Genomic DNA, 24,920 nt, shown 5'->3' on the forward strand with positions numbered 1-24,920 from the left:
CACGCGGCCAAGGTCACAGCAAATGCATCGCCTCTATTGGTCCGCGATCTTGCTCCGCGGGACGACGTCGATTTCGAGCCTTCGCGCCGTGTCGAGGTAACGCGAAGCGGTTGCCGCCAGGTCATGCGCGGTCAACGCTTTGAGCTTGTCCGGCGCAGATTTGAAGCGGGCGAGCCGCTCGGGGGCGCTCTGTGCATCGTCGGCCAGGTTGAGCCAGCCGCGGTTGGTCTTGAGCGCGTTGTCGTATTGTTCGAGCAGCGGCTGGCGCGCCCGCCGCAGCACGTCGGTATCCACGGGTCCCGAGCTCAAGGCCTCGACCGTCGCCAGCATCGCCGCGCGCGCCGCCGCAAGCTGGGCGTAATCGACCGCAGCGGTAACGGTGAAAGTGCCGTATCCGGGATAGTCGCGCGACTGGCTGGCGCTGACCGCGGGCGAATAGGTCTGGCCCAGCTTCTCGCGCAAGTTGTCCGTCATTTCGACCTGCATGACCGCCTGGAGCAATTCGAGCCGCACGACCTCGTCGAAATCGCTGTCGTCGGTCGTCGGCCAGATCATCTGCAGCAGTGCCTGATTCTCGGGTCCGTCGTGCGGCACTGTCCGGATCGAGCGGTCGGCGGTGAAGCTGCGCGTGTCGTTGTCGTCGTAGCTGCGGAATTCGGCTTCGCGCTGGGGAATCGCACCGAGCGTCCTGGCCACCAGCGCGATGGCGCGATCGGAGTCGAAGTCGCCGACCAGCGCGAGTTCGGCGGCACCGTGGGCGATGCGGTCGCCGATCGCGTCGCGCAGCCCGGCAAAGGTGAGCGCGAGGTAGTCGGACTCGGGCTGGAGCGAGAAGCGCGGGTCGGCGTCCGACTGGATTCGGCCCGCCGCGGCGTTGAGCGCACTTCCCGGGGTGGCGCTGAGGCGGGCGAAGGTGTTGTCGACACCGCGCCGGTACTGCACCTCGCCCTGCGGCCGGTAGCCGAGATCGGTAAGTGCCGCCGCGACGAGGTCGAGCTGCAGCTCAAGGTCGCGCGGGGTGGTCATCCCGCCCATCAGGAAGGTGTCCGCGTCGGCCGAAACGTTGAAGCCGACGCTGCGCCCGGCGAGGATCGACTGCAGTTCGTCGAGCGAGTGCTTGCCCAGTCCGCCCGCTGGCAGAGAGCTGGTCATCGCCGTCGCCAGGGGATGTTCGCGCGTGTCGAGCATGTGCCCGCCGTCGACGTTGAGCTCCCACGAGATGCGGTCGTTCTCGAGCTTGGTCGGTTTGAGGTTGAGCCGCAAACCGTTGGCAAAACGGATCGTGCGGATGCCGAACTGGGGCTCGGTCGTGTCGGAGACGACGGTGCCGGGCGTGCCGAAGTCGGTATATCCGAAGTCGGTCAGCTTGGCCTGTTCGTCCTGCTTGAGCTCGGCCTGCATCCCTTCGTTCCATGCCGTGCGCAAGGCTGCGGCGCCGCCTTCGGGTGCCGTCCGGCCTTCGAAGCGGATCATGGGATCGTCCAGCGGGAGCAGCTCGTCGCGCAGCGCGGCCATGACTGCAGCGGGCGTGATCAGCGGTTCGACTTCCCTGAACCGTTCGAGCGAGCTTTGCGGCGTTGTGGGGACCTGTCCGTCTTGCAGCAGGCCAAGCGCCGCCCCGACGAAATCGGCGTTGGAGCGCGTGTCGGCGCCGGCGGCGGCGTTTTCCTGCGCGGTGCGCATATTGGCGAGCTGTTCGTCGACTTCGGCCTGGGTGACGCCGAAGGCCAGGGCCTTGCGGTATTCGGCCTGAGCGACAGCCAGTCCGCGCTTCCATTCGCCTTCTGCGGCATCGACGATGAGGTTGCTGGTCCGTCCGACCTTGAACACGTCGCCCGTTCCCAAGCCGGCGCCGCGGAACGGCGGGTCGTCGGTCCGCGCGAGGCGCTGGAGGCGGCGGTTGATGATGCCATAGCCGATCGAACGCATGAGCTTGGCGCGGCGACTGGCGACGGTGTCGGGCTCGTCGAGATAGGGGCCGGTGACGGAAACGGTAACCCGCTCCGACAGCGCCGGGTCCAGATGGACCGCGGTATCGCCGCGCAGGCTGTAGTCGATCGGCCCCGCGCCCGGCTCGTCGAGCGCCGGCGGTCCGCGCCAGTCGGCGAAGTGCCGGCGGATCTCCGCCTCGACGGCATCGGGGTCGAAATCGCCGACGACGACGATCGCCGTGTCCTCGGGCCGGTAGAGTCGGCGCCACAGCGCGCGCAACCTGTCCGAAGTCGCGTTTTGCAGAGTCTCGGTCGTGCCGATGGGAAGGCGCTGGGTCAGCCGCGCGCCGGGATACTGGAATTCGAGATTGTCGAGCATGTTGCGATAGGCATAGGTGTCGCCGACGCGCTTTTCGGAAAGCACCACGCCTTTTTCGCGATCGATCGCGGCCTGGTCGAAGCTCAGCTCGCTGGCGATCTCGCGCATCAGCATCAGCGACGTATCGAGCAGTTCGCCGTCGTTGCGCGGCAAGTTGAGCTTGTAGATCGTCTGGTCGAATCCGGTCGAGGCGTTGGTGTCGGCACCGAACGCGAGACCTTCGCGCTCGAGCAGCTTGACCATCTCGCCTTCGGGGATGTGGGTTGAGCCGTTGAACGCCATGTGCTCGATGAAATGGGCGTAGCCGCGTTCCGCGTCATGCTCGGACAGCGAACCGCCGTCGATCCGCATCCATACCATCGCCTGCCCGGCGGGGGTCGCATTGCGGCGGATGATGTAGCGCATCCCGTTGTCCAGCGTGCCGAAACGATAGGCGGGATCGACCGGCAGGTCGCTCGTTTCGAACGCCCAGTCGGTCTCGGGCGCCTGGGCCGCGACGACGGCAGTTGCGGTGTCCCGCGCCTGGAGCGGCGTCTGGACGAATGCGGCAAGGGGGAGGAGAAGCGCGGAAAGCAGGAGGCGAAAATTCATCGCCGCTGTTACTGCCGCAGGAAGTGTGAACGGGCAATGGCTCGGCGCCGTCGCGCTGACAGGAATTTCCCGCCGCCCCAAGCAGCAGGGTGCAGATTCGGCGAGGGAGCGCGCGCCTCGTCGTACCGACGACCAGGGGGCGGGACGGCGGCTACTTCTTTTTCGCCGGGGTCCCGCGCAGCTTCGTGCGGTGAGCGGAGAGGTCGAAGACCTCGCCGGGTCCGGCGTCTTCCTGCAGCAGGCCGAGACGGCGGGCGACCTCCTGGTAGGCCTCTTCCTCGCCGCCCAGATCGCGGCGGAAGCGGTCCTTGTCGAGCTTCTCGCCGCTCGTCATGTCCCACAGCCGGCAGCCGTCCGGGCTGATCTCGTCGGCCAGGATGACCCGCGAATAATCCCCGTCCCAGATGCGCCCGAACTCGAGCTTGAAATCGACCAGGCGGATGCCGATGGCCGAGAACATGCCGCTCATGAAGTCGTTGATGCGGATCGCCATGCTCGACATGTCCTGCATCTCTTCGTTCGATGCCCAGCCGAAACAGGCGATGTGCTCTTCGGAGACCATCGGGTCGTTCAGCGCATCGTCCTTGTAATAGTACTCGATCAGCGTGTGCGGCAGGGGCTCGCCTTCCTCGATGCCGAGGCGCTTGGAGATCGAACCGGCGGCGACGTTGCGCACGACGACCTCGAGCGGGATGATCTCGACCTGGCGCACGAGCTGCTCGCGCATGTTGAGCCGGCGGATGAAGTGCGTGGGGATGCCGATGTGGCTCAGCCGCGTGAACACGTGCTCGCTGATGCGGTTGTTGATCACGCCCTTGCCGTTGATCGTGCCCTTCTTCTGGGCGTTGAAGGCGGTGGCATCGTCCTTGAAGTACTGGATGATCGTGCCCGGCTCGGGGCCCTCGTAGAGGATCTTGGCCTTGCCTTCGTAAATCTGGCGGCGACGGGACATGGCAGTGACCTTGCTGTGACGCGGAAAGGGGCAAAAAAGCGAGCGCCCCGGCGTTCGAAGCACGGCTTCGCACGGGCCCGGGGCGCGAGCGCGACCATATAGCGCGAACGACCCGAAAAGCAATTGCAGGGGCGGAATGCTCGTCTAGACCATGCGCGGGACAAGGGAGAGAGACATGAACACCGATCGCCGTACACTGATTGCCGCGGGCACCGCGCTCACCGCACTGTTCGCCACCGGCGCATGCGCGCAGGAAGACCAGAGCGAGGGACAGCCGCTGCCGAACGGCCCGGCCAAGGGGCCCTCGGGGCTGATGGAGATCATCCACATCTACGCCGACGAGAAGGGCGTGAGCCACGTCGGCAAGGTCACGGTGCAGGGCACGCCCAAGCCGCTGCCGGTGACCGGAGTCGTCGCCACCTCGATCGCCCAGGGCACCGAAGACTGGCACCAGGCCCCGCGCAAGACCTTCACCATCAACGTCGTCGGCGACATCGAGGCCGAAGTCGGCGACGGGACGAAGATCCCGATCGGCAAGGGCGACCTGGTCTATCTCGAGGACCGGAGCGGCAAGGGCCACGTCACCCGGCTGCTGACCCCGGTGGCCAACCTGTTCCTGCAGATGCCCGACGATTTCGACCTCGTCGCCTGGGCGAACGCCCCGGTCGATCCGGACTCCCGCAACGGGTGATCCGGGCCGAAATGCCGGGCCTGCCTCCGGGGCGGTGGCTTGCCGAAACCGTCCCGAGCCGGGGTTACTTCAGTTACAGGTGTAAGCTTGGCGAGAAGTCTTGAAAATGCTGCATCGTCAGGCATTTAGTTGAAGAAAAATCACGGTTCGAGCGGGTTACACATACCGGGCCGGAAAAGAATTCGCGCAAGCCGCACCGCCGCGCGAAAGCGTTGGGCCGGGGGGGTGTGCAGCGGGGTTGGCATCGGCCGGAGCCTAGGCCGATCGCCGCCGTGTAGGAAAACGATTTTTTCTAATGGAGAGTCTCGGGCACGTCGTCCGGGTCCTCCTCGCGCTCCTGCCGCCGCTCGATCATGCGGCCGAGCGTCGCGCGCTGGACCAGCACCGAGAACAGCACCGCGGCGAAGGTGGCGGCGAGCAGCAGGTCGCGCGTCGGCCCGACAGGGAGCGAGAGCACCAGCGCAATGGAGATACCGCCACGCAGGCCGCCCCAGACCAGCACTTGCCAGCTGCCGGGCGCCTGCGGCTTGGCGGCGGGCACCGCGCGGGTCGAAAGCGAGACCGAGAGCGCGCGGGCGAGCAGCACGGCCGGCACCGCCAGCAAGCCGAACGCAGCGTGCTGCAGTCCGGCGACGATGACGATCATTTCCAGGCCGATAAGCAGGAACAGCGCCGAGTTGAGCATCTCGTCGATCAGCTCCCAGAACTTGATGACGTAGTCGCGCGTCGTGTCGCTCATCGCGTAAGTCACACCGTGGTTGCCGATCAGCAGGCCGGCGACGGCCATCGCCAGCGGACCGGAAACGTGAACCGCGCTGCACAGGGCATAGCCGCCCATCACGACCGCGAGGCTGATCGTCACTTCGAGCGCATAATCGTCCATCGAGCGCATCGCCCGGTAGCCGAGCCAGCCGACGATAAAGCCGACCAGGATGCCGCCACCGGCCTCGACCACGAACATGTGCGCGCCTTCGAGCAGCGAGAAGTCCTGGCCGGTGAGCGCCGCCCCGAGAAGGATGGTGAAGACGACGATCCCGACACCGTCGTTGAACAGGCTTTCGCCGGCAACGATCGCCTGCAAACGGCCCGGGACATTCTCCTCGCGCAGTACGCCGAGCACGGAAACCGGGTCGGTCGGCGAAATCAGTGCGCCGAAAACGAAGTACCAGATCGGCGCCATCGACGCGCCGAGTGCCGTGCCGATGGCCCACATCATCACCCCGATGAGGACCGTCGAGATGATCACCCCCACGGTCGAGAGCATGAGGACCGGAAACCAGTCCTTCTTGAGGTCGTCGAGATTGACGTGAAGGGCGCCGGCGAACAGCAGAAAGCTGAGCATCCCTTGCAGCAGCGTCTCGGTGAAATTCATCTGCTCGAGCAAGGCGCGCACATTGTCGTCGAGCGTCACAGCGGGGATGAAGGCATTGGCCAGCAGCAACCCGATCGAGGCGATCGCGCCCATCACCGTCAGGCCGATGACATGCGGCAGCTTGAGCACGTGGTGATTGAAGGTGCCGAGGACGGCCGCGGCGACGAAGACTATCGCGCCAAGGTCGAATGCGTTCAGAGCTTGCGCTTGTTCGTGCATGTGCCGGGGATAGCGCGCCGCGCCGGGGGCGCAAGCCGCGCCAGCGCGTTATTCCGCCGGCATCACCGCATCGGCGAAGTCGCTTTCGTATCGGGTAATCAGTTCGCGGTCGTCGCGATTCCACGGGTGGAAGCCGGGCAGGAAGTACGCCGCCCAGGCCGGAAAGATGCGCCGCAGGACGCCGGGTTTGCCGACCAGGTACCATGTGAGCCTGGCCCTGGCTTTCCAGCCGGTAATCCCGTCCTGCGCCATCAGGTCGAGCGCGTCGTGGCTGCGGTGGCCGACGAAACGCCCGGTGACCAGCAGCATGGTCAGCGCCTTGAGCTTCCAGCGGCGCCAGCGCGACCAGCCGCGGGTCGCGTGCAGGTAGGTGTCGAAAGCGACGCCCTTGTGTTCGATTTCCTCGACCGCGTGCCAACGCCAGATGTCGGCCTGCGGCCCGTTGGGGTCGAAGAAGGCCTTTGCGTCCTTGAGGAACAGGTGGGCGAACATCGCGGTGAAATGCTCGAGCGCGATGGTGACGCCGAGTTGAACCACCGGCGGCCGGGTTCGGGCGATGGCGACGTTGTGCGCGATGCGCGCTTCCAGGCCGCTCATGTCGTAGCCGCTTTCGGCCGCGGCGCGGTTGAAGGCGAGGTGCTCCCTCGTGTGGTTGACTTCCTGCTTCACGAAAGCGCGGATTTCACTGGCCAGGCGGGGCGGGGCACCGTCGCGAAACGCCTTGACGCTCTCGATGAACAGCCCTTCGCCGAGCGGGAAGCTGGCCGAAAGCGAGTTCATCCACGCCGTCGCCACCGGGTCGGCATTGCACCACCAGCGCTGCATCGTCTCGCCGCGGCCGAAGCGGCTGTCGCGCGGGGTGATCGTCAGGTCCGCCGGGGTCGGCGTCGGGCCGGCGTTCGGGCGTTCGATTCGTGCAGTGGCATTCATGGCAAGGCTCCGTAACGACCGGGAGATATGCATAACTTACATTGATGTCAATAAGGACCGCCCTCCCGCTGGGCGAAGTGCCCCCCAAAGTTGCCATCGGGTCGTGCGAATGCCACGAGCACCTCAGTCTCGTGCGATTCCATCCGGCCCTGGCCTGCCGGGCGAGACGGTCCCCGGTTCAAAAGAGCACCGACATTTATGGCAAAGCGCAAGCGATTGAGCCCCGAAGAATCCCGTACCGCGGCGCTCGAAGCGGCGCGGGCTCTGCTTATCGAGACCGGCCCGCAGTCCGTCACGCTGAAGGCCGTGGCGGGGCGCATCGGCCGGACTCACGCCAACCTGCTGCACCATTTCGGCTCCGCTTCGGGCCTGCAGAAGGCTCTGGCCGAGCACTTGGCGTACACCGTGTGCGAGACCATTGCCGACGCCGTGCGAGCGACGCGCGCCGGGATCGGCAGCCCGCGCGAGGTTGTCGATCTGACCTTCGACGCCTTCGACAGCGAAGGCGCCGGGGCGCTGGCAAGCTGGATGCTGTTGACCGGCAACGAAGATGCGCTCGACCCGATCGTCGAATCGATCCACGATCTGGTCGACGAGCTTCGTCCCGAGGAAGCGAGCCACCAGGGCAGCGACGCGATGCACCGGGTGACTCTGTCGCTCGTCCTGCTTGCTCTCGGCGACGCCCTGCTCGGCCGCCAGCTGGCCAATTCGCTCGGTCTCGAACGCAGTGCGGCGCGCGACGATGCGGAGCGGATGTTGACCGCGGTGCTGGTACGGAACGGCCCGATCGGAGGCTGAACGGGGTTTGCCGAGCGCCGCTCAGGGCCGCGCCGGCGCCTCCCACCGCGGCAAATTCGCCTCGCCGTGCTGAGCGCGTTCGATCAGAGCGGCATATTCGGCCTTGTCCTCGCCTTCGGCGTCGTTCGCCGCGGCCTGCAGGGCTGCGACGTAGGCCGCCTGCAGGGCGCCGGCGGCGGGCAGCGCGACATCGGGTTTGACGCCGACATGTTCCCAGTTGGTGTGCGTAATCGGGTTGATGGCCCGGCCCGACGGGATGAACGCGGTGAAGCCTCCCGCGAGTTTCACGCCCCGGCCGGGATTGGCGCCGCCGCCGGTCGTCTCGCCATAAATCCTCGCCCGCTTCTGCGTTTGCATGTCGAAGGCGAACTCTTCGCCGCCCGAGAACGTGTAATTCGAGGTCACGAGATAGACCGGCCCTGTGTAGCGCGTTTCCGCCGCGGGATTGGTCCAGTACTGGCGGGTTTCGCCCGTCGGACGCCAGTAGATGTCGTTGAGATGCCTCTCGTCTCCATGGGCAAAGAAGTGGCTTATCAGCTCGGCAACGCTGCCGGCGTTGCCGCCGCCGTTGCTCCGCAGGTCGATTATCACGGCATCGCTGCCTTGGAGCAGCCGCATGGCGCCTTCGAACGCCGGGCCGGTGAAGTCGGGCATGCCGAAACTGCGGACGTCGAGATAGCCGATGTTGCCTTCGAGCCGTGCCACGCGCTCGATGCCATAGCCCATCTGTTCGTGGCGGCGGCGCAGGCGTTCGATCTCGTCGGCGCCCGGCGCCTCGTCGGATTCGGGAGGCGGGACGAAAGCGGGATCGTAGCGCACGCCGAAGTGGCCGTCCTGCCCGATGCGGCGCAGGTCTTCGGTCAGCGCGGCGGCGAAGGCCTCGGCCGTTTCAAGGCTGTCATAGCCGTGCTTGCGTTCCTTCTCCGCCAGCGCCTTCGCCGTGCGTTCGGCCACCTCGGGAAAGACGTAGCCATCGCGCATTTTCTCGCCGAGGTCGCGGATCACCGCCTGGCGCGTCTCCGAATCGACTTTCACACCGTCTTGCGCCGGCCGTGCGGCGACGGGGGCGGTCACACCGGCTGCAAGGGCGAGGCACGCGGCAATCAAAGCAGTTTTCAAGGTCGGTTCTCCTGGCCGCCACGATGGCGGCTGCGAACCCGATCCTATTGCCGCCCCGCAGCGGGCGTGCGCGCCTTTCGTTCAACTACAGTTGTAGCCAGACGGGCGCATTCGCGGAATCGATATCATCGATCCGCAAGTGATCGATCGCCAGCCCGAGAGCCGGATGGTCGGCCTTTCGGCGCCGTTCATCCGAGGTGCCGAGCGGCACCACGACGAGACGGCGATTGACCTTTTGCCGCCAGTTCATTCGCGCGGTGTTCTCCTGGCCGATGTAGCAGCCCTTGGAAAAGCTGACGCCATTGAGTTCGACCGCATTGGTTTCGAGCCAGAGGATGTCGGACAGTTCGGCGCGGCCTTCCGGGACGCCGAGCGACAGGCGGTGCTTCGTCCAGGCTTCGTCCGCCGAAACCTCATCGGCCTGGCGCTTGGCGATCCACCGCTCGCCGAGGTCCGGCAGACGCGGGTCGGGCGCGCCGCCGTCGCCGAGTTCGGCCTGCCAGTAGACGCCCAGCGTATCGTCGCGCTCGATCGAAATCTTGCGGCGCAGCCGGTACAGCGACAAGCGCTTCGCAAGCTCGTCCGCGGCCTCGGCCTCGCAGTCCAGCAGCAGCGACCCGTCGGCGCCGGGCCAGACCAGAAAATCGAACAGCGTCTTGCCCTGGGCGGTCAGCAGCCCGGCGTAGGCGGGCAGCTCGCCGGTCACGTCGTTGGTGACGAGTCCCTGGAGGAAGGCGGCGACGTCCTCGCCGGGTTCCTGAGGGGCGATGCGCAGGACGGCGCGGCTGGTGAGGCGTGGGGCAGGCATGGGCTGCAAGGTGGCACCGCGGTGGCGGGAATCAATAGCGAAGGTGCCCGATCGCGGGGTGCAGGGGCCGCGGCAAATCGGTAAGGGGGCCCGACTCATGCCTTTACGTGCCTTTCTGTTGCTGACCGCAATCTGTTTTGTCTGGGCCCTCAACGTGGTCGTCAGCCGGCTGGTGGTGGAGGGACTCGGCGTCCCGCCGCTGGCCTATGCGGCGATGCGCTCGCTGCTCGTGCTTCTCGCGCTGTTGCGCTGGCTGCGCCCCCTCCCGGCCAGCCTGCCCAAGGTGCTGCTGGTGACCTTCGCGGTCAGCGGCGGTTCGTTTGCCTTGCTGTTCGTCGGCCTGCAGGATGCGACGCCCTCGGCTTCGGCGGTGGTCAACCTGTCGGGCGCGCCGCTCACCGTGCTGTTCGCAATCGCCATCCTCGGCGAGCGAATCGGCTGGCGGCGCGGGGTCGGCATCGGCCTGACCTTCGCGGGCGTCGGCGTCGCGATCGCCTCCCCGAGCGGGTGGTCGAGCAGCTACGGCCTGCTGTTCGTCTTCGCTTCGGCGCTGGTCGGCGCGCTCGGCTCGGTATTCCTCAAGCGGATCGAGCTTGAATCGATCCGCCTGCAGGCCTGGGCCGCGGTCGCATCGGTCGCGGTGCTGATGCCGCTCAGCCTGCTGCTCGAGCACGGCCAGGTCGCCGCCGTCGCCGCCGGCGGCTGGGAGCTCATCGCCGCGCTGGTCTTCTCCGCGGGCGTCGTCTCGCTGGGCGCGCACACGCTCTATTTCGACCTGCTCAAGGGGTACGACGCGAACCTGATTGCGCCGCTGACGCTGATGACCCCGATGTTCACCATCGCTGCCGGCGCGGCGATCACCGGCGACCGGGTCGGGCCGCTGCTGCTGCTCGGGGCGGCCATCGCTGCCGGAGGCGTGCTGGTGATCGTGCTGCGGCCGAGCCGCAAACTGTTCAAGCCGCTGCTGGTCCGGCCGCGCCTCTAGCTCGCGAGCGCGTCAGGCGCACTTGCGCCCGACCTGGTTCATCGCGGTCGAAATCACGTGGTCGGCATTGGCCGGCTTGGGAATGAGCTGCGCATTGAGCGAGCGAACGGTTTCGTCCTGGCGGTCGAGATCGCCCGAATGGAGGATATAGGGAATTCCGCGGCGTTCGAGCTCGCGGGCCACCGGTTCGCAGGTCTGCCCCTGGCCAAGATTGACATCGAGAACGCCGACACGGACCGGCCCGCCGTTTTCGAGGTGTCTGAGGGCCTGTTTGACGTTGGTGGCGCACAGCGCGCTGCAACCGCACGCTTCCGCCGCGAATTCGAGATCCATCAGGATCATCGGTTCGTCTTCGAGCAGGAGGACGTGGCACGCCGCATCGGAATCACACATTTACTCAGCCTTCCAGATCGGGAGGCGCGCCGTCGCGACGAGGCCGTCCTTGCGCCATTCGCGATCGATACGTCCGTTGGCGAAGCGCAGCAGCCGATCGATGATCGCGTTGCCCGAACCGGCGCTGTCCTTCGGGGCGCTCACTTCCGGACCGAATTTCTCGCGCCACGTAACTTCGAGCATGCGGTCCTCGCCTTCGCCCTTTTCCCGCCAGTCGACTTCGACCAGCCCGCCGTCGCGAGTCCACGCGCCATGCTTGGTGGCGTTGGCGGCCAGTTCGTGCAGGACCATTCCGATGCTGGAAACCGCAGCGAAGGGTACGCGAACGCCGTTGCCGAGCAGGCGGAGGTGGCCTTCGCCGACGTCGTAGGGCTGCAGGATCGCGCGGATCGCCTGGCCGATTTCGATGCGTCCGGCAGAGGCATCGTCGAGCGTCGTTTCGTAGGCACGCCCCAGCGCCTGCACGCGCTCGTTGATCTCGCGCGCTTCGGACTCGACCCCGCGCATCCGGCCCGTGACGTTGACGATGCCGGAGATGACCGAGAACATGTTCTTCATCCGGTGCGACAGTTCGCGGGCCATTTCGCGGGCATAGTGTTCTTCGGCGCGCGATGCGCGGACGTCGGAAACGTCCCACTGGCTGCCGAAGAAGTACTTGAGGTTGCCCGTGTCGTCGTAAATCGGGCCGAGATGCAGGGCGTTCCAGAAACTGGAACCGTCCTTGCGATAATTGAGCAGTTCGACGACCACGACATCCTCGTTCGAAATCGCCTCACGCATTTTCTTCACTTGCTTCGGATCGGTATCCGGACCCTGAAGAAAGCGGCAGTTGCGGCCGACGATCTCGTCCTCGTCATAGCCGGTGAGGTTTCGAAACGCCTTGTTGGCGAAGACGATCGGCGTGTCGGGAAGCTGAGGGTCGCTCAGGCATATCGCCATGCGCGTCTGCGCCATGGCCTGCTCGAACATGACACCCGACGAGCCGACGAAACGGGCCTCGGGATTTTCATCCCGGAACCGCTCCGCACTGTCGTCGAAGTCTCTTGGATTGCCCATCGCCTGAGACGGGCGCGAACTCACTTGTTCGTCGTCGGTCAATGTCAGCTCATTGAATTTGTGGAAACCTGTTTCGCCATCCAACGCTGGATCCTTGCTGCGGTTCCTCGCGCCGGGCCGGTCGCGGCAAGCGGGTGCTTGTGGCATGACCGCGCGCGTCCTATCGGGCGGCGATGTCCGCGAAGCGCCTGACCATCCGCCGCCCCGACGATTGGCACGTGCATTTGCGCGACGGCGATATGTTGCGCGCCGTCGTCGATCACACCGCGCGGCAGTTCGCCCGCGCGATCGTCATGCCCAATCTTTCGCCGCCGGTGACCGACGTGGCGAGCGCCGTCGCCTACCGCGAGCGGATCCTTGCCGCTCTGCCCAAGGGTGCGGATTTCACTCCGCTGATGACCTGCTACCTGACCGACGCGACCGACCCCGCTGAGGTTGCGCGGGGCTTCGCCGAGGGCGTCTTCACCGCAGCCAAGCTCTACCCGGCCAACGCGACGACAAACTCGGCGCACGGCGTCACGGCCCTGAGCGAGATCATGCCGGTGCTCGAGCGCATGGCCCAGATCGGCATGACGCTGTGCGTGCATGGCGAAGTGACGACCCCGGATATCGACGTGTTCGACCGCGAGGCGGTGTTCATCGAGCGTGCGCTCGAACCGTTGACCCGCGAGCTGCCCGAGCTGCGGATCGTGTTCGAGCACGTGACCACGGCCGATGCGGTGCAGTTCGTCGAGAGCGCGGGGGAGAACGTCGGGGCGACGATTACTCCCCAGCACCTGCACATCAACCGCAACGCCATGCTGGTCGGCGGGATCCGGCCGCACGCCTATTGCCTGCCGGTCGCGAAGCGCGAGCATCACCGCCTGGCACTGCGCAAGGCGGCGACTTCGGGCAGTGCGAAGTTCTTCCTCGGCACCGACAGCGCGCCGCATGCCCGGCATTTGAAGGAAGCCGCCTGCGGATGCGCCGGCATCTTCAATGCCCCCTTCGCGCTCGAAAGCTACGCGGCGGTATTCGATGCGGAGGACGCGCTCGACCGGTTGGAGGCCTTTGCCAGCGAGAACGGGCCGCGCTTTTACCGCCTGCCGCTCAACGAAGGCAGCGTGACACTCGAACAAACCCCGGTCGAAGTCCCGGCGGAGATCGCGGCGGAAGGCGAGGTGCTGGTCCCCTTCCACGCCGGCGAAACGCTGAGCTGGCGACTCGCCTAGGCGGCGGGAGCGACCGGCGCCCGGGTGCGCCGGGCGTTGTGGAACGCGTCCCACAGGAACACCGCCGCGGCCGTCCAGATCAACGCGAAGCAGGCGAGCTGGGCGGGGTGCAGCTCCTCGCCGAAGACCAGCAGGCCGAGCAGGAAGACGATCGTCGGCGAGCTGAACTGCAGGAACCCGATCACCGTGTAGGGCAGGCGCCGCGCGGCAAAAGCGAACATGATCAGCGGAAACGCCGTCATCGGGCCGCCCATCGCCACGGCGAAGGCCACCAGCGGCCCTTGCGCCAGCGCCGAGCCTGCGGGGCTCGCCGCATACCACCAGGCCAGCGCGAGCGAGATCGGAGCGAGGATCGCCGCCTCGAGAGTCAGCCCGGGAAGCGGGCCTGCCTTCACGGTCTTGCGCAGCAGACCGTAGAGCCCGAAGGTGATGGCCATGCTCAGGCTCAGCCACAGGGTGGAGAGGGCACCCGCGGCGAGGATCGCCACGCCCACCCCGGCGATGGCGATAGCGCGCCACTGCCAGCGGGTGAGCTTTTCGCCGAGCACGACAAGGCCGAGCAGCATCATCGTCAGCGGCAGGATGTAGTAGCCGAGGCTCGCCGCGTAGACGTGACCGGTCTGGATCGACCACACGTAGAGGAACCAGTTGACCCCGATCAGGATCGAACTGGCGAGCAAGGTGAGCATCGTCTTGCGGTCGCGCATTGCCGTGCGCAGTTCGGGCCAGGCGCGCCGCCAGGCGATGACTGCAAGGCAAAGCGGGATGGTGAACAGGATTCGCCAGGCGACGTATTCGACCGCGGGTACGGTGCGTACGAGCTGCAGATAAAGCGGCATCGAGCCCCAGAAGACATGCGCGCCGATGGCGCTCGCCAGCCCGGTCCGGTCATAATGCGTGCCCGTTTCGCTCATCGCGGCGGACCTACGCCGCGCCCGGACGGGCGGCAAGCCGGCAAACCAAAGTTATCTGGCAAGGAAAACAAGGCGTTGTCATTCCTTGCAACCGCGTTGCATGATGTTCAGAAAAGACGCCGTATTTATGAACCACCGGCTCGAACAGCCACAAAGGAGTTGTGACATGAATACAGTCTTCCGCAACGCAGCCGCGACGCTGGCCGTCGCCGGCATGGCACTCCCCGCCGCCGCATCGGCCGCCGATTTCGGGCTTCCGGGCGCCGCGCACAGCGCTTACGAAACCGATACCTGGCAGCACAAGGGCGACCGCGGCAGGCACCGTGGCTGGGACCACCGCCGCGGCCACGATCGCGACTACGACCGCTATCGTTCGGACCGCTACCGCTCCTCCGGCTATGGCTCGTACGGTTACTATCAGCCGCAGCGCACCTACTACGCCGAGCCCGTCTATCGCGACACGCGCGTGTGGCGCGGCAACGACGGCCGCACCTACTGCAGCCGCCGCGATGGAACGACCGGCCTCATTGTCGGCGCGGCCGCCGGCGCGCTGCTCGGCCGTTCGATCGACACCCGCGGCGACCGCACGCTCGGCACCATCCTCGGCGCTGCCGCGGGGGCGTTTGTCGGCAAGGAAGTCGACAAGGGCGGTTGCCGCTAGAACACCGACCGATATCGGCTAGCCTTTCCCTGTTGGGCATAGCCGGTGCGCGGCTCCCGAGTCGCAAACTTCGAGGGGTCGCGCCAAGGCGTCCGTGCGGGAGACCGTGCGGGCGCCTTGAGTTTTGCGGCTCCCCGGCCATCCCAATTCGGGACGGCTCGATTGCGATGTGTCTTTGGCCGGCCGTTCGGCTGTATAGCCGCGCGGTCCGCGGGTCTCGGCCCGCCTGTCAGGGTAGATTCGATGAACCGTTCAGTCCTGCTCCTCGCCCCGTTTCTGTTGCTCGCCGCCTGCGACAGCGGAGAGCCGGCGGCCAAGCCCGAAGGCGATCCGGCGATGAATGCCGCGCTGCAGGACCGGATCATGGTCGATCCCGATCTGGTCGAACAGAATCGCGCGAACGCCGCGGCCGACTTGCCCGACGGCGATGGTTCGATTCCGGTGGAAGACAGTTCGGCCGAAGCGACCGCCGCGGCGCGCGCCGACGCGCTCAAGCTGGTGGGCGGCCCGGGGCGGATGAAAAAGGCGCCCGACGCCCGCAAAGTCTCCGGCTCGCTGCCGGCCGGCGCCACGCTGACGGCTGCGGCACGCGCCGCCGCCTCGCCCGGCGGCAGCGAGAACTGCGCCGAAGCGGCGACCTACTCGGCGAGCTGGGCGGCGAAGATGCCGGCCGCGTTTCCGGTCTACCCGCGCGGGGCCGTGCAGGAGGCGGCCGGAAGCGACGCCGGCAAGTGCCATCTGAGGGTCGTCAATTTCCTCACCCCGGTGCCGTTGGATGAAGTCATCGACTTCTATTTCACCAGGGCAAGCAATGCCGGGTTTTCCACCGACCGCGCGCTGATCGATGGCGAAAACACGCTCGGCGGGACCAAGGCGGGGAGCAGCTTCGTGGTCTATGCCCGCAAGCAGAAGAACGGCCTGACTTCGGTCGATCTCGTCACCAACGGCGAGTGACCGACCGGCTCAGGCGTCCTTGAATCCGACCCCGAGGCTGGCGCGCGGCTGCTCCATCTCGGTGCTCGTGACCGGGTAGGCGCAATAGTCCGCGGCGTAGAATGCCGCCGGGCGATGATTACCCGAAAGGCCGATGCCGCCGAACGGAGCCGCCGAGCTCGCGCCGTTGGTCGGACGGTTCCAGTTGACGATTCCCGCGCGGATGTTGGCCCAGAAGCGGTTGTAATCCTGCGGGTTGCCACCGATCAGCGAGGCCGAGAGCCCGAACCGGGTGTTGTTGGCTTCGGCGATGGCCGCGTCGAAATCGTCGACCTTCACCACTTGCAGCAGCGGCCCGAACAGTTCGACGTCGGGGCGTTCGGACATGTCGGTGATGTCGATGATGCCGGGGGTGACGAAGGGCAGGCCCTTGCGCGGGCGGCGCATGTGGGTGATCGGCTTGCCGCCGTTCGACAGCAGATAGAGAAACGCCTCGGTCAGCTGATCGGCGGCGGCCTCGTCGATCACGGGGCCCATGAACGGCGCCGGCTCGTCGAAGGGAGCGCCGATGATTATGCGCTCGGTCGTGCTCTTCAATTCGGCGATTGTCTCGTCGTACATGCTTGTCTTGACGATCAGACGGCGCGCGGCGGTGCAGCGCTGCCCGGCGGTGGTGAAGGCCGATTGCACGATTAGGTTCACCGCATCGTGAATCTTCGGCGTATCCCACAGGACGATCGGGTTGTTGCCGCCCATCTCGAGCGCCACGATCTTGCCCGGATTGGTCGCCAGCTTGCGATTGATGGCGATCCCCGCCTGGGCACTGCCGGTAAAGAGGACCCCGTCGATTCCCGGATGCGCGACCAGCGCCTTGCCTTCCTCCGGCCCGCCGTGGAGCACTTGTACCAGCGCCGCGCTGATCCCGGCCCGGTTGAACAGCGTCATCAGGAATTCGCCGGTCGCAGGGGTCTTTTCGCTCGGCTTGAGGATTACCGCATTCCCGGCGATCAGCGCCGGCACGACGTGTCCGTTGGGCAGGTGGGCGGGAAAATTGTACGGGCCGAGCACCGCCATGACGCCGTGCGGCTTGTGCCGCACCGCCGCGCTGCCGCGCAGGGCGGAGTCGAGCTTGCGCTGACCCGTCCGCTCGGCATAGGCGCGGATCGAGATCTCGACCTTGGCGATCACCGCTTCGACCTCGGTGCGCGCTTCCCACAGCGGCTTGCCGGTTTCGCGCGCGATCAGCTCTGCGAAGGCGTCCTGCTCCTTCAGCACTTCGTTGGAAAAGCGGCGAACCAGCTCGATTCGCTTGGCGAGCGGCTGCGCAGCCCAGGCCGGCCAGGCACGGCGGGCGCGCTCGACGGTCTCGTCGACGTTGCCGGCATTGCCGCGCCACAGCTCCTGGCCGGTGGCCGGCTCGGTGGATATGATCAGGTTGTCACCCAAGACGTTTTGACAGGTTAACTGAGTTTCTAACGGGATAGTTGGGGGCTGATAGCGGCTCCGCCTTAAGCAAGCCAGTCCGGCTAGGGTTTAGATGAAACTAATTGCCGTGCCCCGCGGGAGCGGGCGGCTCGCCGAGGGCATCGCCCATGCGGCGGAGCGCCGCGACCTTGTCGTAGAGCGGCTGCCAGTCGTCGCGCTCGGCAATCGCGGCCCAGATCGCTTCGACTTCGTCGATCAGCATCGCCTGCGGACCCGCGCCGTCCCAGTAGGGATGGTCGCCGGGTACCGGCTGGAACGGGGCCAGGGCCTGCGCCAGCTCACCGCTCGCGCCGCGGCCCCCGCGGTGGGCGAAGAAGAACGCATCGGGGCCGAGCTTGCCCTCGCGCATCGTCCGCTCTGCCGCGCCGATCAAGGCGACCGCGCAGTCGCGGTCGGCGCCGGTGACACCGAGTCGCCAGCAGAAGCGCCGCGCCATCGCCGCGCTGTAGCAATCGCCGAAGCGGTTGAATGCGGCGACCAGCGGTTCGGGTTCGCAGATCGTCCGCAGGGCAATGGCCAGCTGGCCGAGGTTCCAGTGGATCGCCTCGGGCTGGCGGCCGAAGGCGTAGAGCCCGCCATGGTCGAAATAGGCGGCGGTGAAGGCGGGGTCCCATTGCGGCAGCCAGCGCCACGGCCCGTAGTCGAAGCTTTCGCCGGTGACGTTCATGTTGTCGGAATTGAGCACCCCGTGGACGAACCCGGCGACCATGTAGCTCGCGGCGAGATCGGCCAGCCGCTCGACCGCCTGGTGCATCAGCCGTGCGGCCGGTTCGTCGCGCCCCGGTGCGTCTTCGGGCGGCGGCGGGCCGGGATAGGTCTCCAAGCAGTATTCGGCCAGCGCACGCATGTGGTCAGACTCCCCGAGGGCGGCGAGGCGTTGGAACGTGCCGATGCGGATGTGCGAGTGGCTGAGGCGCACGAGCACGGCAGAGCGGGTGGGAGAGGGCTCGTCGCCGCGCTCCAGCGCTTCGCCGGTCTCGATCACCGAGAAAGTCTTGGAGGTATAGACGCCGAGCGCCTCGAGCATTTCGGTCGCCAGGATTTCGCGTACGGCGCCCTTCAGCGTCAGCCGGCCGTCCGCGGTGCGGCTGTAGGGGGTCAGCCCGCTGCCCTTGGTGCCCAGATCGAGCAGGCGGCCGGGTGCATCGCGCAGCTGGGCGAAGGTAAAGCCGCGGCCGTCGCCGATTTCGGGATTGTACACCCGGAACTGGTGGCCATGGTACCGCTGGGCGAGCGGCTGAGGCAGGTTTTCGGGCAAAGGCTCGAATTTGCCGAAATGGCCAATCCATTGCTCATCCGACAGGTCCGCCAGCCCGACCGCCCCGTCCCAGCGGCGGTTGCGAAAGCGCAGCTCGTGCATCGGGAAATCGGCGGATTCGACGCGATCGGTCAGCCAGTCGGCCAGGGCGAGGAGTCGGGGATCGGGACGGTAAGGGGCAGGTTGCGGTTCGGCGCGCATCTGGCATTAGTGGTCTTCGATGCTCCGGGGGACAAGCCGCCAATGAAAGATAATCCGGCCCCGTTCGCCGGCCGCGAGTGGCGCGCCGAAGATGGCCTGCTGCTGCATTACCGCGAATATCCCGGAAGCAATGCAGGTCGGCCGACCTTGCTCTGCTTGCACGGCCTGACGCGCAACGCGCGCGATTTTACCGCCCTTGCCGACCGCTTCGCGGGCGAATGGCGCATCCTCGTTCCCGAGATGCGCGGCCGCGGCCGAAGCGAATATTCACGCGATTCGTCGAACTACACGCTGCAGCAGTACGTGCGCGATGTCGTCCAGCTGCTGCGCGAACGCGAGGAAGGGCCGGTGGCGATCGTCGGCACTTCGATGGGCGGCGTGATGGCCATGGCGATCGCGCGGGACGATTCGTGGCCGCTTGCCGGTGTCGCGCTCAACGACATCGGGCCCGATCTCGAGCCGGCGGGCGTGGCGCGAATTCGCGATTATGTCGGGCAGGGGGGCAGCTACGAAACCTGGATGCACGCTGCGCGCGCGCTGCGCGAAAGCATGGGCGCGGCCCATCCGGACTTCGGCCTTTCCCAGTGGATAGCCCTTGCCAAGCAGGTGATGTGCATTAGCGGAAGCGGGCGCATCACCTTCGACTACGACATGCGCATCGCGGACCTGTTCGACAATGCCGACGATGGGCTCGACGCCGATCTGTGGCCGGCCTTTCGCGCACTTGCCGGCAAGCCTTTGCTGGTGCTGCGCGGCGAGCTTTCGGACTTGCTCTCGCCTGCGACGGTCGAGCGAATGCAGCGAGAAGTGCCCGGGACGCGTGCGGTCACGGTGCCGCGCGTCGGCCACCCCCCGATGCTCGACGAACCCGCGGCCCTCGAGGCAATCGGCGACTGGCTGGCAGAGATCGCATGACCGCCCAGGGTTCCCGGCCGCGTATCCTGCATCTGCATTCGACGTTCGACGCGGGCGGCAAGGAAGTGCGCTGCGTGCAACTGGTCAACGCGCTGGGGCGCCAAGCCGAGCACGCCATCGTATCGGACGACCCTGCGCGGCGGGGTGCTGCCGGGCTGCTCGATGGCAAGGCGCCGGTCAGCTGGCCGCCGTTCCCATCGCTTTCCGGCAAGCCGTGGCCGGGCCGGCTGGCGCGGCTCGCCGCGGCGATGCAGTCATACGATCTCGTTTGTACCTACAACTGGGGGGCTATGGACGCGGTGCTCGCGCACACCCTGTTTGCCGACGCCTATAGGTTGCCGCCGCTGGTTCATCACGAGGACGGCTTCAACGAGGACGAAGCGAACGGGCTCAAGCCTGCGCGCAATCTCTATCGGCGTATCGCGCTCGGGCGGACGGCAGCGCTGGTGGTTCCGTCGCGCACGCTGGAAACCGTTGCGCTGCGCGCCTGGCACCAACCGCGCAGCCGGGTACGGCGGATCCCCAACGGGGTCCCGACCGCGGCCTATGCCCGCAAGCCCAGGCCCGATCTGCTGCCGGGCCTGGTTAAGCGCAGAGGTGAACTGTGGGTGGGAACGCTCGCCGGGCTGCGCAAGATCAAGAACCTGCCGGCGCTGGTCCGCGCCTTCGCCGGCTTGGCGGAGGAATGGCAACTTGTCATCGCCGGCGAGGGGCCGGAGCGGGGTGCGATCGAAGACGAGGCGCGGCGCCTGGGGATCGAGGACCGCGTACACCTCCCGGGCTTCGCGGAAGCTGCCGCGCTCGCTCCCCTGTTCGACATCTTCGCACTCTCCTCGCAATCTGAGCAATTCCCGATCTCGGTAATTGAGGCGATGGCGGCCGGGGTGCCAGTGGCGGCGCCGGCGGTCGGGGATGTATCGGCGATGGTCGCCAAGGAAAACCTCCCCTTCATCGTCCCGCCCGGCGACGAGGCGGCCCTCGCCGCCGCGCTGACAGCCTTGGCGGCCGATCCCGCGCTGCGCGCCAGCGTCGGCTTGGCCAACCGGGCCAAGGCGCGCGCCGAGTTCGAGGAAGCGAAGATGGTTGAGCGCTACAAGGCGCTCTACTGGTCGGCCATTGCGCGCCGCGCCGAGTGATCCCGCGCTTCACCGGCGGTTCACCTGCCCGGGGACACTTGCGGACAAGGCAATTGCGAATTCGCGCCCGTGGCCCTAACGGGGCGCGCAGAGAGAAACCAGCAACGGACCCCGCGTGGCCCTGACACCTACGACACCGCAATCCGAGGAAGACAAGCGCGCCTCGCGCGAGAACGCGCAGCAGGACATGCTGCTGCGCGAAGTGGACGAGGCCGTACGCCAGGATGAAGCGGCCCAGTTCGCCAAGAAATACGGCAAGCTCATCGCCGGGGTGATCGTCGCCGCTTTGCTCGCTTTCGGTGGCTACCTGCTGTGGCAGGAGAACCAGGAGAAGACGCTCGAGGAAGGCTCGGAGACGTTCGTCACCGCGCTCGACCAGCTCGATGCCGGCAATCTCGACAAGGCGGACCAGCAACTGGCGGCGATTTCTACCGAAGGCTCGCCGGGCGCCCAGGCGGCGGCGGACCTGCTGCGCGCGGCCATCGCTGCCGACAAGAAAGACACCGCCAAGGCCGCGCAGATGTTCTTTGCCGTGGCCGACGACGCCAGCGCTCCGCAGGCCTACCGCGACCTCGCCGCGATCCGCGGCGTTTCGGCCAACTACGACAAGATGAAGCCGCAGGAGGTCGTCGATCGTCTCAAGCCGCTCGCGGTACCGGGCAATGCGTTTTTCCCGAGTGCCGCCGAACTCGTCGCGATGGCTTACCTTCAACAGGACAAGAAAGACCTCGCCGGCCCCTTGTTCGCCGCCATCGCCAAGGACGACACGGCGCCGCAGTCGCTCCGCTCGCGGGCGCGGCAGATGTCCGGTCTGCTCGGCTTCGATGCGGTGGAGGACGTCGACGAGGCGCTTTCCGAAATGGAAGAGCCGGGCACTGCGGTCAATCCCGCCGCGCAGTGATGGATGGACATATGAACGCCAAGACTTTCTCGCCTTTCCTGCGCAACAGCATTGCCGCCCTCGCGCTGGCCGGCATGCTCAGCGGCTGCGCTATCTTCGGTGGAAAGGACAAGGCCAAGACGCCGACCATCGGCAATCGCCAGCCGATCCTTTCGCGAATCGCCAATGCGGCGACCCCCGATCCGGCGCTGGCCGGCGTTGCGGTCGTCGTCCCGCCACCGCAGGTCAATGCCGACTTCGCGCAGGCCGCCGGCTCTGCGACCAAGGCCACCGGCAACCTCGCGCTGGCGGACAACCCCGCGCCGGTCTGGACGGCATCGATCCCCGGCACCAGCAAGCGCGAGCGTCTTGCCGCCGCCCCGGTCGTCGGCGGGGGTCTGCTCTACGTGGTCGATACCAATGGCGCGGTGCAGGCGTTCGATGCCGCCACCGGGACGAAGCGGTGGACCTACCAGACCGACCTCGAAAAGGATCTGCGGCCCTCGTCGTTTGGCGGCGGCGTGAGCTATTTCGACGGCAAGGTCTACGCCACGAGCGGTGCGGGCGATGTGGTCAAGCTCGACGCCCAGACCGGCACCGAGGAATGGCGCGTGCGCCCGGCCGGGCCGCTCCGCGGATCGCCGACCGTCGCCTTCAACGCCGTCTATGCGATGACGCAGGACAATCAGATCTTCTCGCTGGCTACCGAAGACGGCCGCATCCTGTGGCAGGATGCCGCCGCCTCCGGCGAAGCCGGCGTCTACGGCGTCGCCGCTCCAGCCGCGGGGCAGGGCACGGTCATCGCCGGTTACAGCACCGGTGAAATCGTCGCCTATCGCTACGAGAACGGTCGCACGCTGTGGTCGGACGCGCTGGCGCGGACGTCGATCTCGACCTCGGTGAGCACGCTGACCGACGTCGATGCCGACCCGATCATCGACAACGGCCGCGTCTATGCGCTCGGCCAGGGCGGGCGCATGGCGGCTTACGAGCTGGTCACCGGGCAGCGCATCTGGGAACTCTCGCTGGCCGGGATATCGACCCCCGTGGTGGCCGGAGAGTGGATCTTCACGCTGACCGACGATGCACGGCTGCTGGCGATCGCCCGCTCGACCGGTAAGATCCGCTGGATCACCCAGCTGATGCGCTACAAGAACGAGGAAAAGCGCACCAATCCGGTGTTCTGGACCGGTCCGGTGCTGGCCGGAAACAAGCTGTGGATCGCCAACACCCGCGGCGAGCTCAGGTCGGTGGACGTGATGACCGGCGAGGCGACCGATTTCACCAAGTTCGGCAGCGGCATTTCGCTGCCGCCGATCGTCGCCAACCAGACGCTTTACGTGCTGGAAGACAGCGGAAAGATCACCGCCTTCCGCTGATTTCTCGGGCCTTTTGGCGCCACGTCTTACCCGGCTTTTAACCCTTTGGCGCTAGGGCCGGGCGCAATGAACGCGCAGTCCCAAAAGGCGGGAGGACCGCCCGCGAGCGATGTTTCGCCGTGGGTCGGCGTCAGCGGGGTGCTGGCGCTGGCCGGATACGTTCTGCTTGCCCGCCATTGGCCGGACATCGCTGCCGCCTTCGATCTGCCGGGCCCGCGCGCGCGGCTTTCAGGACCGTACAGCGCCTTGCTGGCGATGGTGCTTACCGGCGGGGTGATGGCCGCCTGGTCGATCTTCGTCGACAAGGTCCACCGCAATCCCAGCACCGGCATCGACTGGTCCAGACCGCGCCCCTTGGCGCTCGCGCTCGAGACGGCGGTGACCAAGCTCGCGGGATTGTGGGCGACATGGGCGCTGATCGGCTTCGCCTATTGTCTCGGCCGTTTCTACTGGGACGGGCAGTTCCTCTTCGCGATGGAAGTGATCGGCGCGGCGGCGCTGCCCCTGTTCGTGCTCTCGATCCCCTACGTGCTGTGGCTCGACCGGGTCCTGGTCCATCCGCGCGACGGGGCCTGGCACTTCGGCGCGCTGCTGATCGGGCGCGAGGCCTGGGATATCGAGCGGGTCAAGAAGCATTGGCGCGCCTGGGTCATCAAGGCCTTCTTCACCGCCTTCATGATTTCGATCCTGCCCCCGGGCTTCGCTCAAATCGTCAATGCCGACTTCTCGCAGGCGCTGTCCGATCCGGTCTATGCCGGCAACGCCCTGCTCAGCCTGATGTTCGTCGTCGACGTCCAGATCGGCACGGTCGGCTACTTGCTGACGATGCGCCCCCTCGACGCGCACATCCGCAGCGGCAATCCGCTGCTCGCCGGCTGGGTCGCCGCGCTGATGTGCTACCCGCCGTTCGTCTATGCCTTCATGGGCAACGGCGGGGTCATTCAATACGAATACAACACCGCCGACTGGGCCTACTGGTTCGGCGGCCACGTCGCCGTGCTCTGGGCCTGGGCCGCACTGCTGGTCTTCCTGACGGCGGTCTACGCCTGGGCGACCGTCGCCTTCGGCATCCGCTTCTCGAACCTGACCTATCGCGGCGTGCTGACCAATGGTCCGTACCGCTACACCCGGCACCCGGCCTACCTGGCCAAGAACCTGTTCTGGTGGCTTTCGGTCATGCCGATGATGGTCACCAGCCACTCGTGGGTCGACGTGATCCGCAACACGGTGTTCATCGCCTGCGTCAGCGGGGTCTACTACTGGCGCGCCCGAACCGAGGAAGCGCACCTGCTCGGCGAGGACGCCAAGTACCGCGAATACCATGCCTGGATGCAGGAGCACGGGCTGATCACGGCGCCGCTCGCCCGCTTGCTGGGCCGGGCCAGAGGGCGGCGCATGCCGCTGGTGCAGCCGGCAGAATGATCAGAACGGGTCGGCTTGGCCCGCTTCGCGAATGGAAATCTCGCGGTCGTGGAAGCCTAGCGCGTCGCGCTCCTTCTGCCAGCGGAGCATGTGCGCGGTCGCGAAGTGCGCTTCCAGCGCGGCGCGATCGTCCCATTCCTCGTAGACCCTGAACAGGCCGGCCTCCGAAACGTCTTCGGCGTAGGAATAAGCGCGGCAAGCAGGTTCGAGGAGCGACGCCGCGACCACCTTGCGCATCGGTTCGCGCGCCTCGTCAATCCGGCCCGGCGGCAAGCGAAAATGCCCGCTGACGACGATCACC

23 protein-coding genes are annotated in these 24,920 nt (G+C 66.8%); 11 read left to right on the forward strand and 12 right to left on the reverse strand.

Translation table 11 applies throughout. The features are described 5' to 3' along the window. Nucleotides 1-33: 33 nt before the first annotated feature. Together Q7I88_RS08575 and purC are read right to left on the reverse strand one after the other, a co-directional pair. Nucleotides 34-2,901, reverse strand: a complete 2,868-nt coding sequence (locus Q7I88_RS08575) for a M16 family metallopeptidase (RefSeq protein WP_305095503.1) — start codon at nt 2,899-2,901, stop codon at nt 34-36. A 151-nt stretch (nt 2,902-3,052) separates the two neighbouring features. Further along, a complete protein-coding gene (purC, locus tag Q7I88_RS08580; protein WP_305095504.1) occupies nt 3,053-3,853 on the reverse strand; it encodes a phosphoribosylaminoimidazolesuccinocarboxamide synthase in 801 nt (266 codons plus the stop codon). 175 nt (nt 3,854-4,028) lie between these two features. Here purC and Q7I88_RS08585 point away from each other — a divergent pair, with 175 nt between their 5' ends. Further along, nucleotides 4,029-4,544, forward strand: coding sequence for a cupin domain-containing protein (locus Q7I88_RS08585; protein WP_305095505.1), 516 nt, complete (start codon nt 4,029-4,031; stop codon nt 4,542-4,544). A gap of 292 nt (nt 4,545-4,836) precedes the next feature. On the opposite strand, the gene Q7I88_RS08590 is transcribed toward Q7I88_RS08585, so the two are convergent. Together Q7I88_RS08590 and Q7I88_RS08595 are read right to left on the reverse strand one after the other, a co-directional pair. Continuing rightward, the gene (locus Q7I88_RS08590; protein ID WP_305095506.1) at nt 4,837-6,135 is read right to left on the reverse strand and encodes a cation:proton antiporter; all 1,299 of its coding nucleotides are present in this window, start codon (nt 6,133-6,135) and stop codon (nt 4,837-4,839) included. A 48-nt stretch (nt 6,136-6,183) separates the two neighbouring features. Then, a complete protein-coding gene (locus tag Q7I88_RS08595; RefSeq protein WP_305095507.1) occupies nt 6,184-7,065 on the reverse strand; it encodes a metal-dependent hydrolase in 882 nt (293 codons plus the stop codon). A gap of 198 nt (nt 7,066-7,263) precedes the next feature. Here Q7I88_RS08595 and Q7I88_RS08600 point away from each other — a divergent pair, with 198 nt between their 5' ends. Beyond that, a complete protein-coding gene (locus Q7I88_RS08600) occupies nt 7,264-7,863 on the forward strand; it encodes a TetR family transcriptional regulator (protein ID WP_305095508.1) in 600 nt (199 codons plus the stop codon). 21 nt (nt 7,864-7,884) lie between these two features. Here Q7I88_RS08600 and Q7I88_RS08605 read toward each other — a convergent pair whose 3' ends face one another. Together Q7I88_RS08605 and ygfZ are read right to left on the reverse strand one after the other, a co-directional pair. Further along, nucleotides 7,885-8,982, reverse strand: coding sequence for a S41 family peptidase (locus Q7I88_RS08605; protein ID WP_305095509.1), 1,098 nt, complete (start codon nt 8,980-8,982; stop codon nt 7,885-7,887). An 85-nt stretch (nt 8,983-9,067) separates the two neighbouring features. Beyond that, nucleotides 9,068-9,790, reverse strand: coding sequence for a CAF17-like 4Fe-4S cluster assembly/insertion protein YgfZ (gene ygfZ, locus Q7I88_RS08610; protein WP_305095510.1), 723 nt, complete (start codon nt 9,788-9,790; stop codon nt 9,068-9,070). Between the two features lie 97 nt (nt 9,791-9,887). Between ygfZ and Q7I88_RS08615 the strand changes: the two genes are divergently transcribed. Beyond that, nucleotides 9,888-10,775, forward strand: coding sequence for a DMT family transporter (locus Q7I88_RS08615; RefSeq protein WP_305095511.1), 888 nt, complete (start codon nt 9,888-9,890; stop codon nt 10,773-10,775). 12 nt (nt 10,776-10,787) lie between these two features. On the opposite strand, the gene Q7I88_RS08620 is transcribed toward Q7I88_RS08615, so the two are convergent. Both Q7I88_RS08620 and Q7I88_RS08625 read right to left on the reverse strand, forming a co-directional pair. Beyond that, a complete protein-coding gene (locus Q7I88_RS08620) occupies nt 10,788-11,168 on the reverse strand; it encodes a response regulator (RefSeq protein WP_305095512.1) in 381 nt (126 codons plus the stop codon). Further along, complete coding sequence (locus Q7I88_RS08625) at nt 11,169-12,266, reverse strand: PAS domain-containing protein (RefSeq protein ID WP_305095513.1); 1,098 nt, start codon at nt 12,264-12,266, stop codon at nt 11,169-11,171. Nucleotides 12,267-12,397: 131 nt separating this feature from the next. On the opposite strand from Q7I88_RS08625, the gene pyrC reads away from it, so the two are divergent. Next, complete coding sequence (gene pyrC, locus Q7I88_RS08630) at nt 12,398-13,435, forward strand: dihydroorotase (RefSeq protein WP_305095514.1); 1,038 nt, start codon at nt 12,398-12,400, stop codon at nt 13,433-13,435. On the opposite strand, the gene rarD is transcribed toward pyrC, so the two are convergent. Continuing rightward, nucleotides 13,432-14,349 (reverse strand): EamA family transporter RarD, encoded by a 918-nt coding sequence (gene rarD, locus Q7I88_RS08635; RefSeq protein WP_305095515.1) that lies wholly within the window; start codon nt 14,347-14,349, stop codon nt 13,432-13,434. The two genes, pyrC and rarD, sit on opposite strands and share 4 nt — an antisense overlap. A 166-nt stretch (nt 14,350-14,515) precedes the next feature. Here rarD and Q7I88_RS08640 point away from each other — a divergent pair, with 166 nt between their 5' ends. Beyond that, the gene (locus tag Q7I88_RS08640; RefSeq protein WP_305095516.1) at nt 14,516-15,010 is read left to right on the forward strand and encodes a glycine zipper 2TM domain-containing protein; all 495 of its coding nucleotides are present in this window, start codon (nt 14,516-14,518) and stop codon (nt 15,008-15,010) included. A gap of 243 nt (nt 15,011-15,253) precedes the next feature. Further along, entirely contained in the window at nt 15,254-15,964 is a 711-nt protein-coding gene (locus Q7I88_RS08645) for a hypothetical protein (protein WP_305095517.1), read from the forward strand. 9 nt (nt 15,965-15,973) lie between these two features. Here the strand turns inward: Q7I88_RS08645 and astD are convergent, their stop codons facing one another. Then, nucleotides 15,974-17,389 (reverse strand): succinylglutamate-semialdehyde dehydrogenase, encoded by a 1,416-nt coding sequence (astD, locus tag Q7I88_RS08650; RefSeq protein WP_305095518.1) that lies wholly within the window; start codon nt 17,387-17,389, stop codon nt 15,974-15,976. Between the two features lie 97 nt (nt 17,390-17,486). Beyond that, on the reverse strand, nt 17,487-18,887 hold the full coding sequence (locus tag Q7I88_RS08655; RefSeq protein WP_305095519.1) for a protein adenylyltransferase SelO family protein: 1,401 nt from the start codon (nt 18,885-18,887) through the stop codon (nt 17,487-17,489). A gap of 42 nt (nt 18,888-18,929) precedes the next feature. On the opposite strand from Q7I88_RS08655, the gene Q7I88_RS08660 reads away from it, so the two are divergent. The 5 genes from Q7I88_RS08660 to Q7I88_RS08680 all read left to right on the forward strand — a co-directional run bounded on the left by Q7I88_RS08660 (nt 18,930) and on the right by Q7I88_RS08680 (nt 24,619). Further along, complete coding sequence (locus Q7I88_RS08660; protein WP_305095520.1) at nt 18,930-19,802, forward strand: alpha/beta fold hydrolase; 873 nt, start codon at nt 18,930-18,932, stop codon at nt 19,800-19,802. Continuing rightward, nucleotides 19,799-20,938, forward strand: a complete 1,140-nt coding sequence (locus Q7I88_RS08665) for a glycosyltransferase family 4 protein (protein ID WP_305095521.1) — start codon at nt 19,799-19,801, stop codon at nt 20,936-20,938. Before Q7I88_RS08660 ends, Q7I88_RS08665 begins: the two co-directional genes overlap by 4 nt. Nucleotides 20,939-21,053: 115 nt before the next feature. After that, nucleotides 21,054-21,839, forward strand: a complete 786-nt coding sequence (locus Q7I88_RS08670; RefSeq protein WP_305095522.1) for a tetratricopeptide repeat protein — start codon at nt 21,054-21,056, stop codon at nt 21,837-21,839. An 11-nt stretch (nt 21,840-21,850) separates the two neighbouring features. Next, complete coding sequence (locus tag Q7I88_RS08675) at nt 21,851-23,197, forward strand: outer membrane protein assembly factor BamB family protein (protein ID WP_305095523.1); 1,347 nt, start codon at nt 21,851-21,853, stop codon at nt 23,195-23,197. A gap of 66 nt (nt 23,198-23,263) precedes the next feature. Continuing rightward, nucleotides 23,264-24,619: a methyltransferase family protein gene (locus Q7I88_RS08680; protein ID WP_305095524.1), complete on the forward strand. Its 1,356-nt coding sequence runs from the start codon at nt 23,264-23,266 to the stop codon at nt 24,617-24,619. Here Q7I88_RS08680 and Q7I88_RS08685 read toward each other — a convergent pair whose 3' ends face one another. Continuing rightward, complete coding sequence (locus Q7I88_RS08685) at nt 24,620-24,919, reverse strand: putative quinol monooxygenase (RefSeq protein WP_305095525.1); 300 nt, start codon at nt 24,917-24,919, stop codon at nt 24,620-24,622. It abuts the gene before it with no gap. Between the last annotated feature and the right edge of the window lies 1 nt (nt 24,920).

The sequence above is a fragment of the Croceibacterium aestuarii genome, from assembly GCF_030657335.1.
In the GTDB taxonomy this organism is placed as follows: Bacteria; Pseudomonadota; Alphaproteobacteria; order Sphingomonadales; family Sphingomonadaceae; genus Croceibacterium_B; species Croceibacterium_B aestuarii.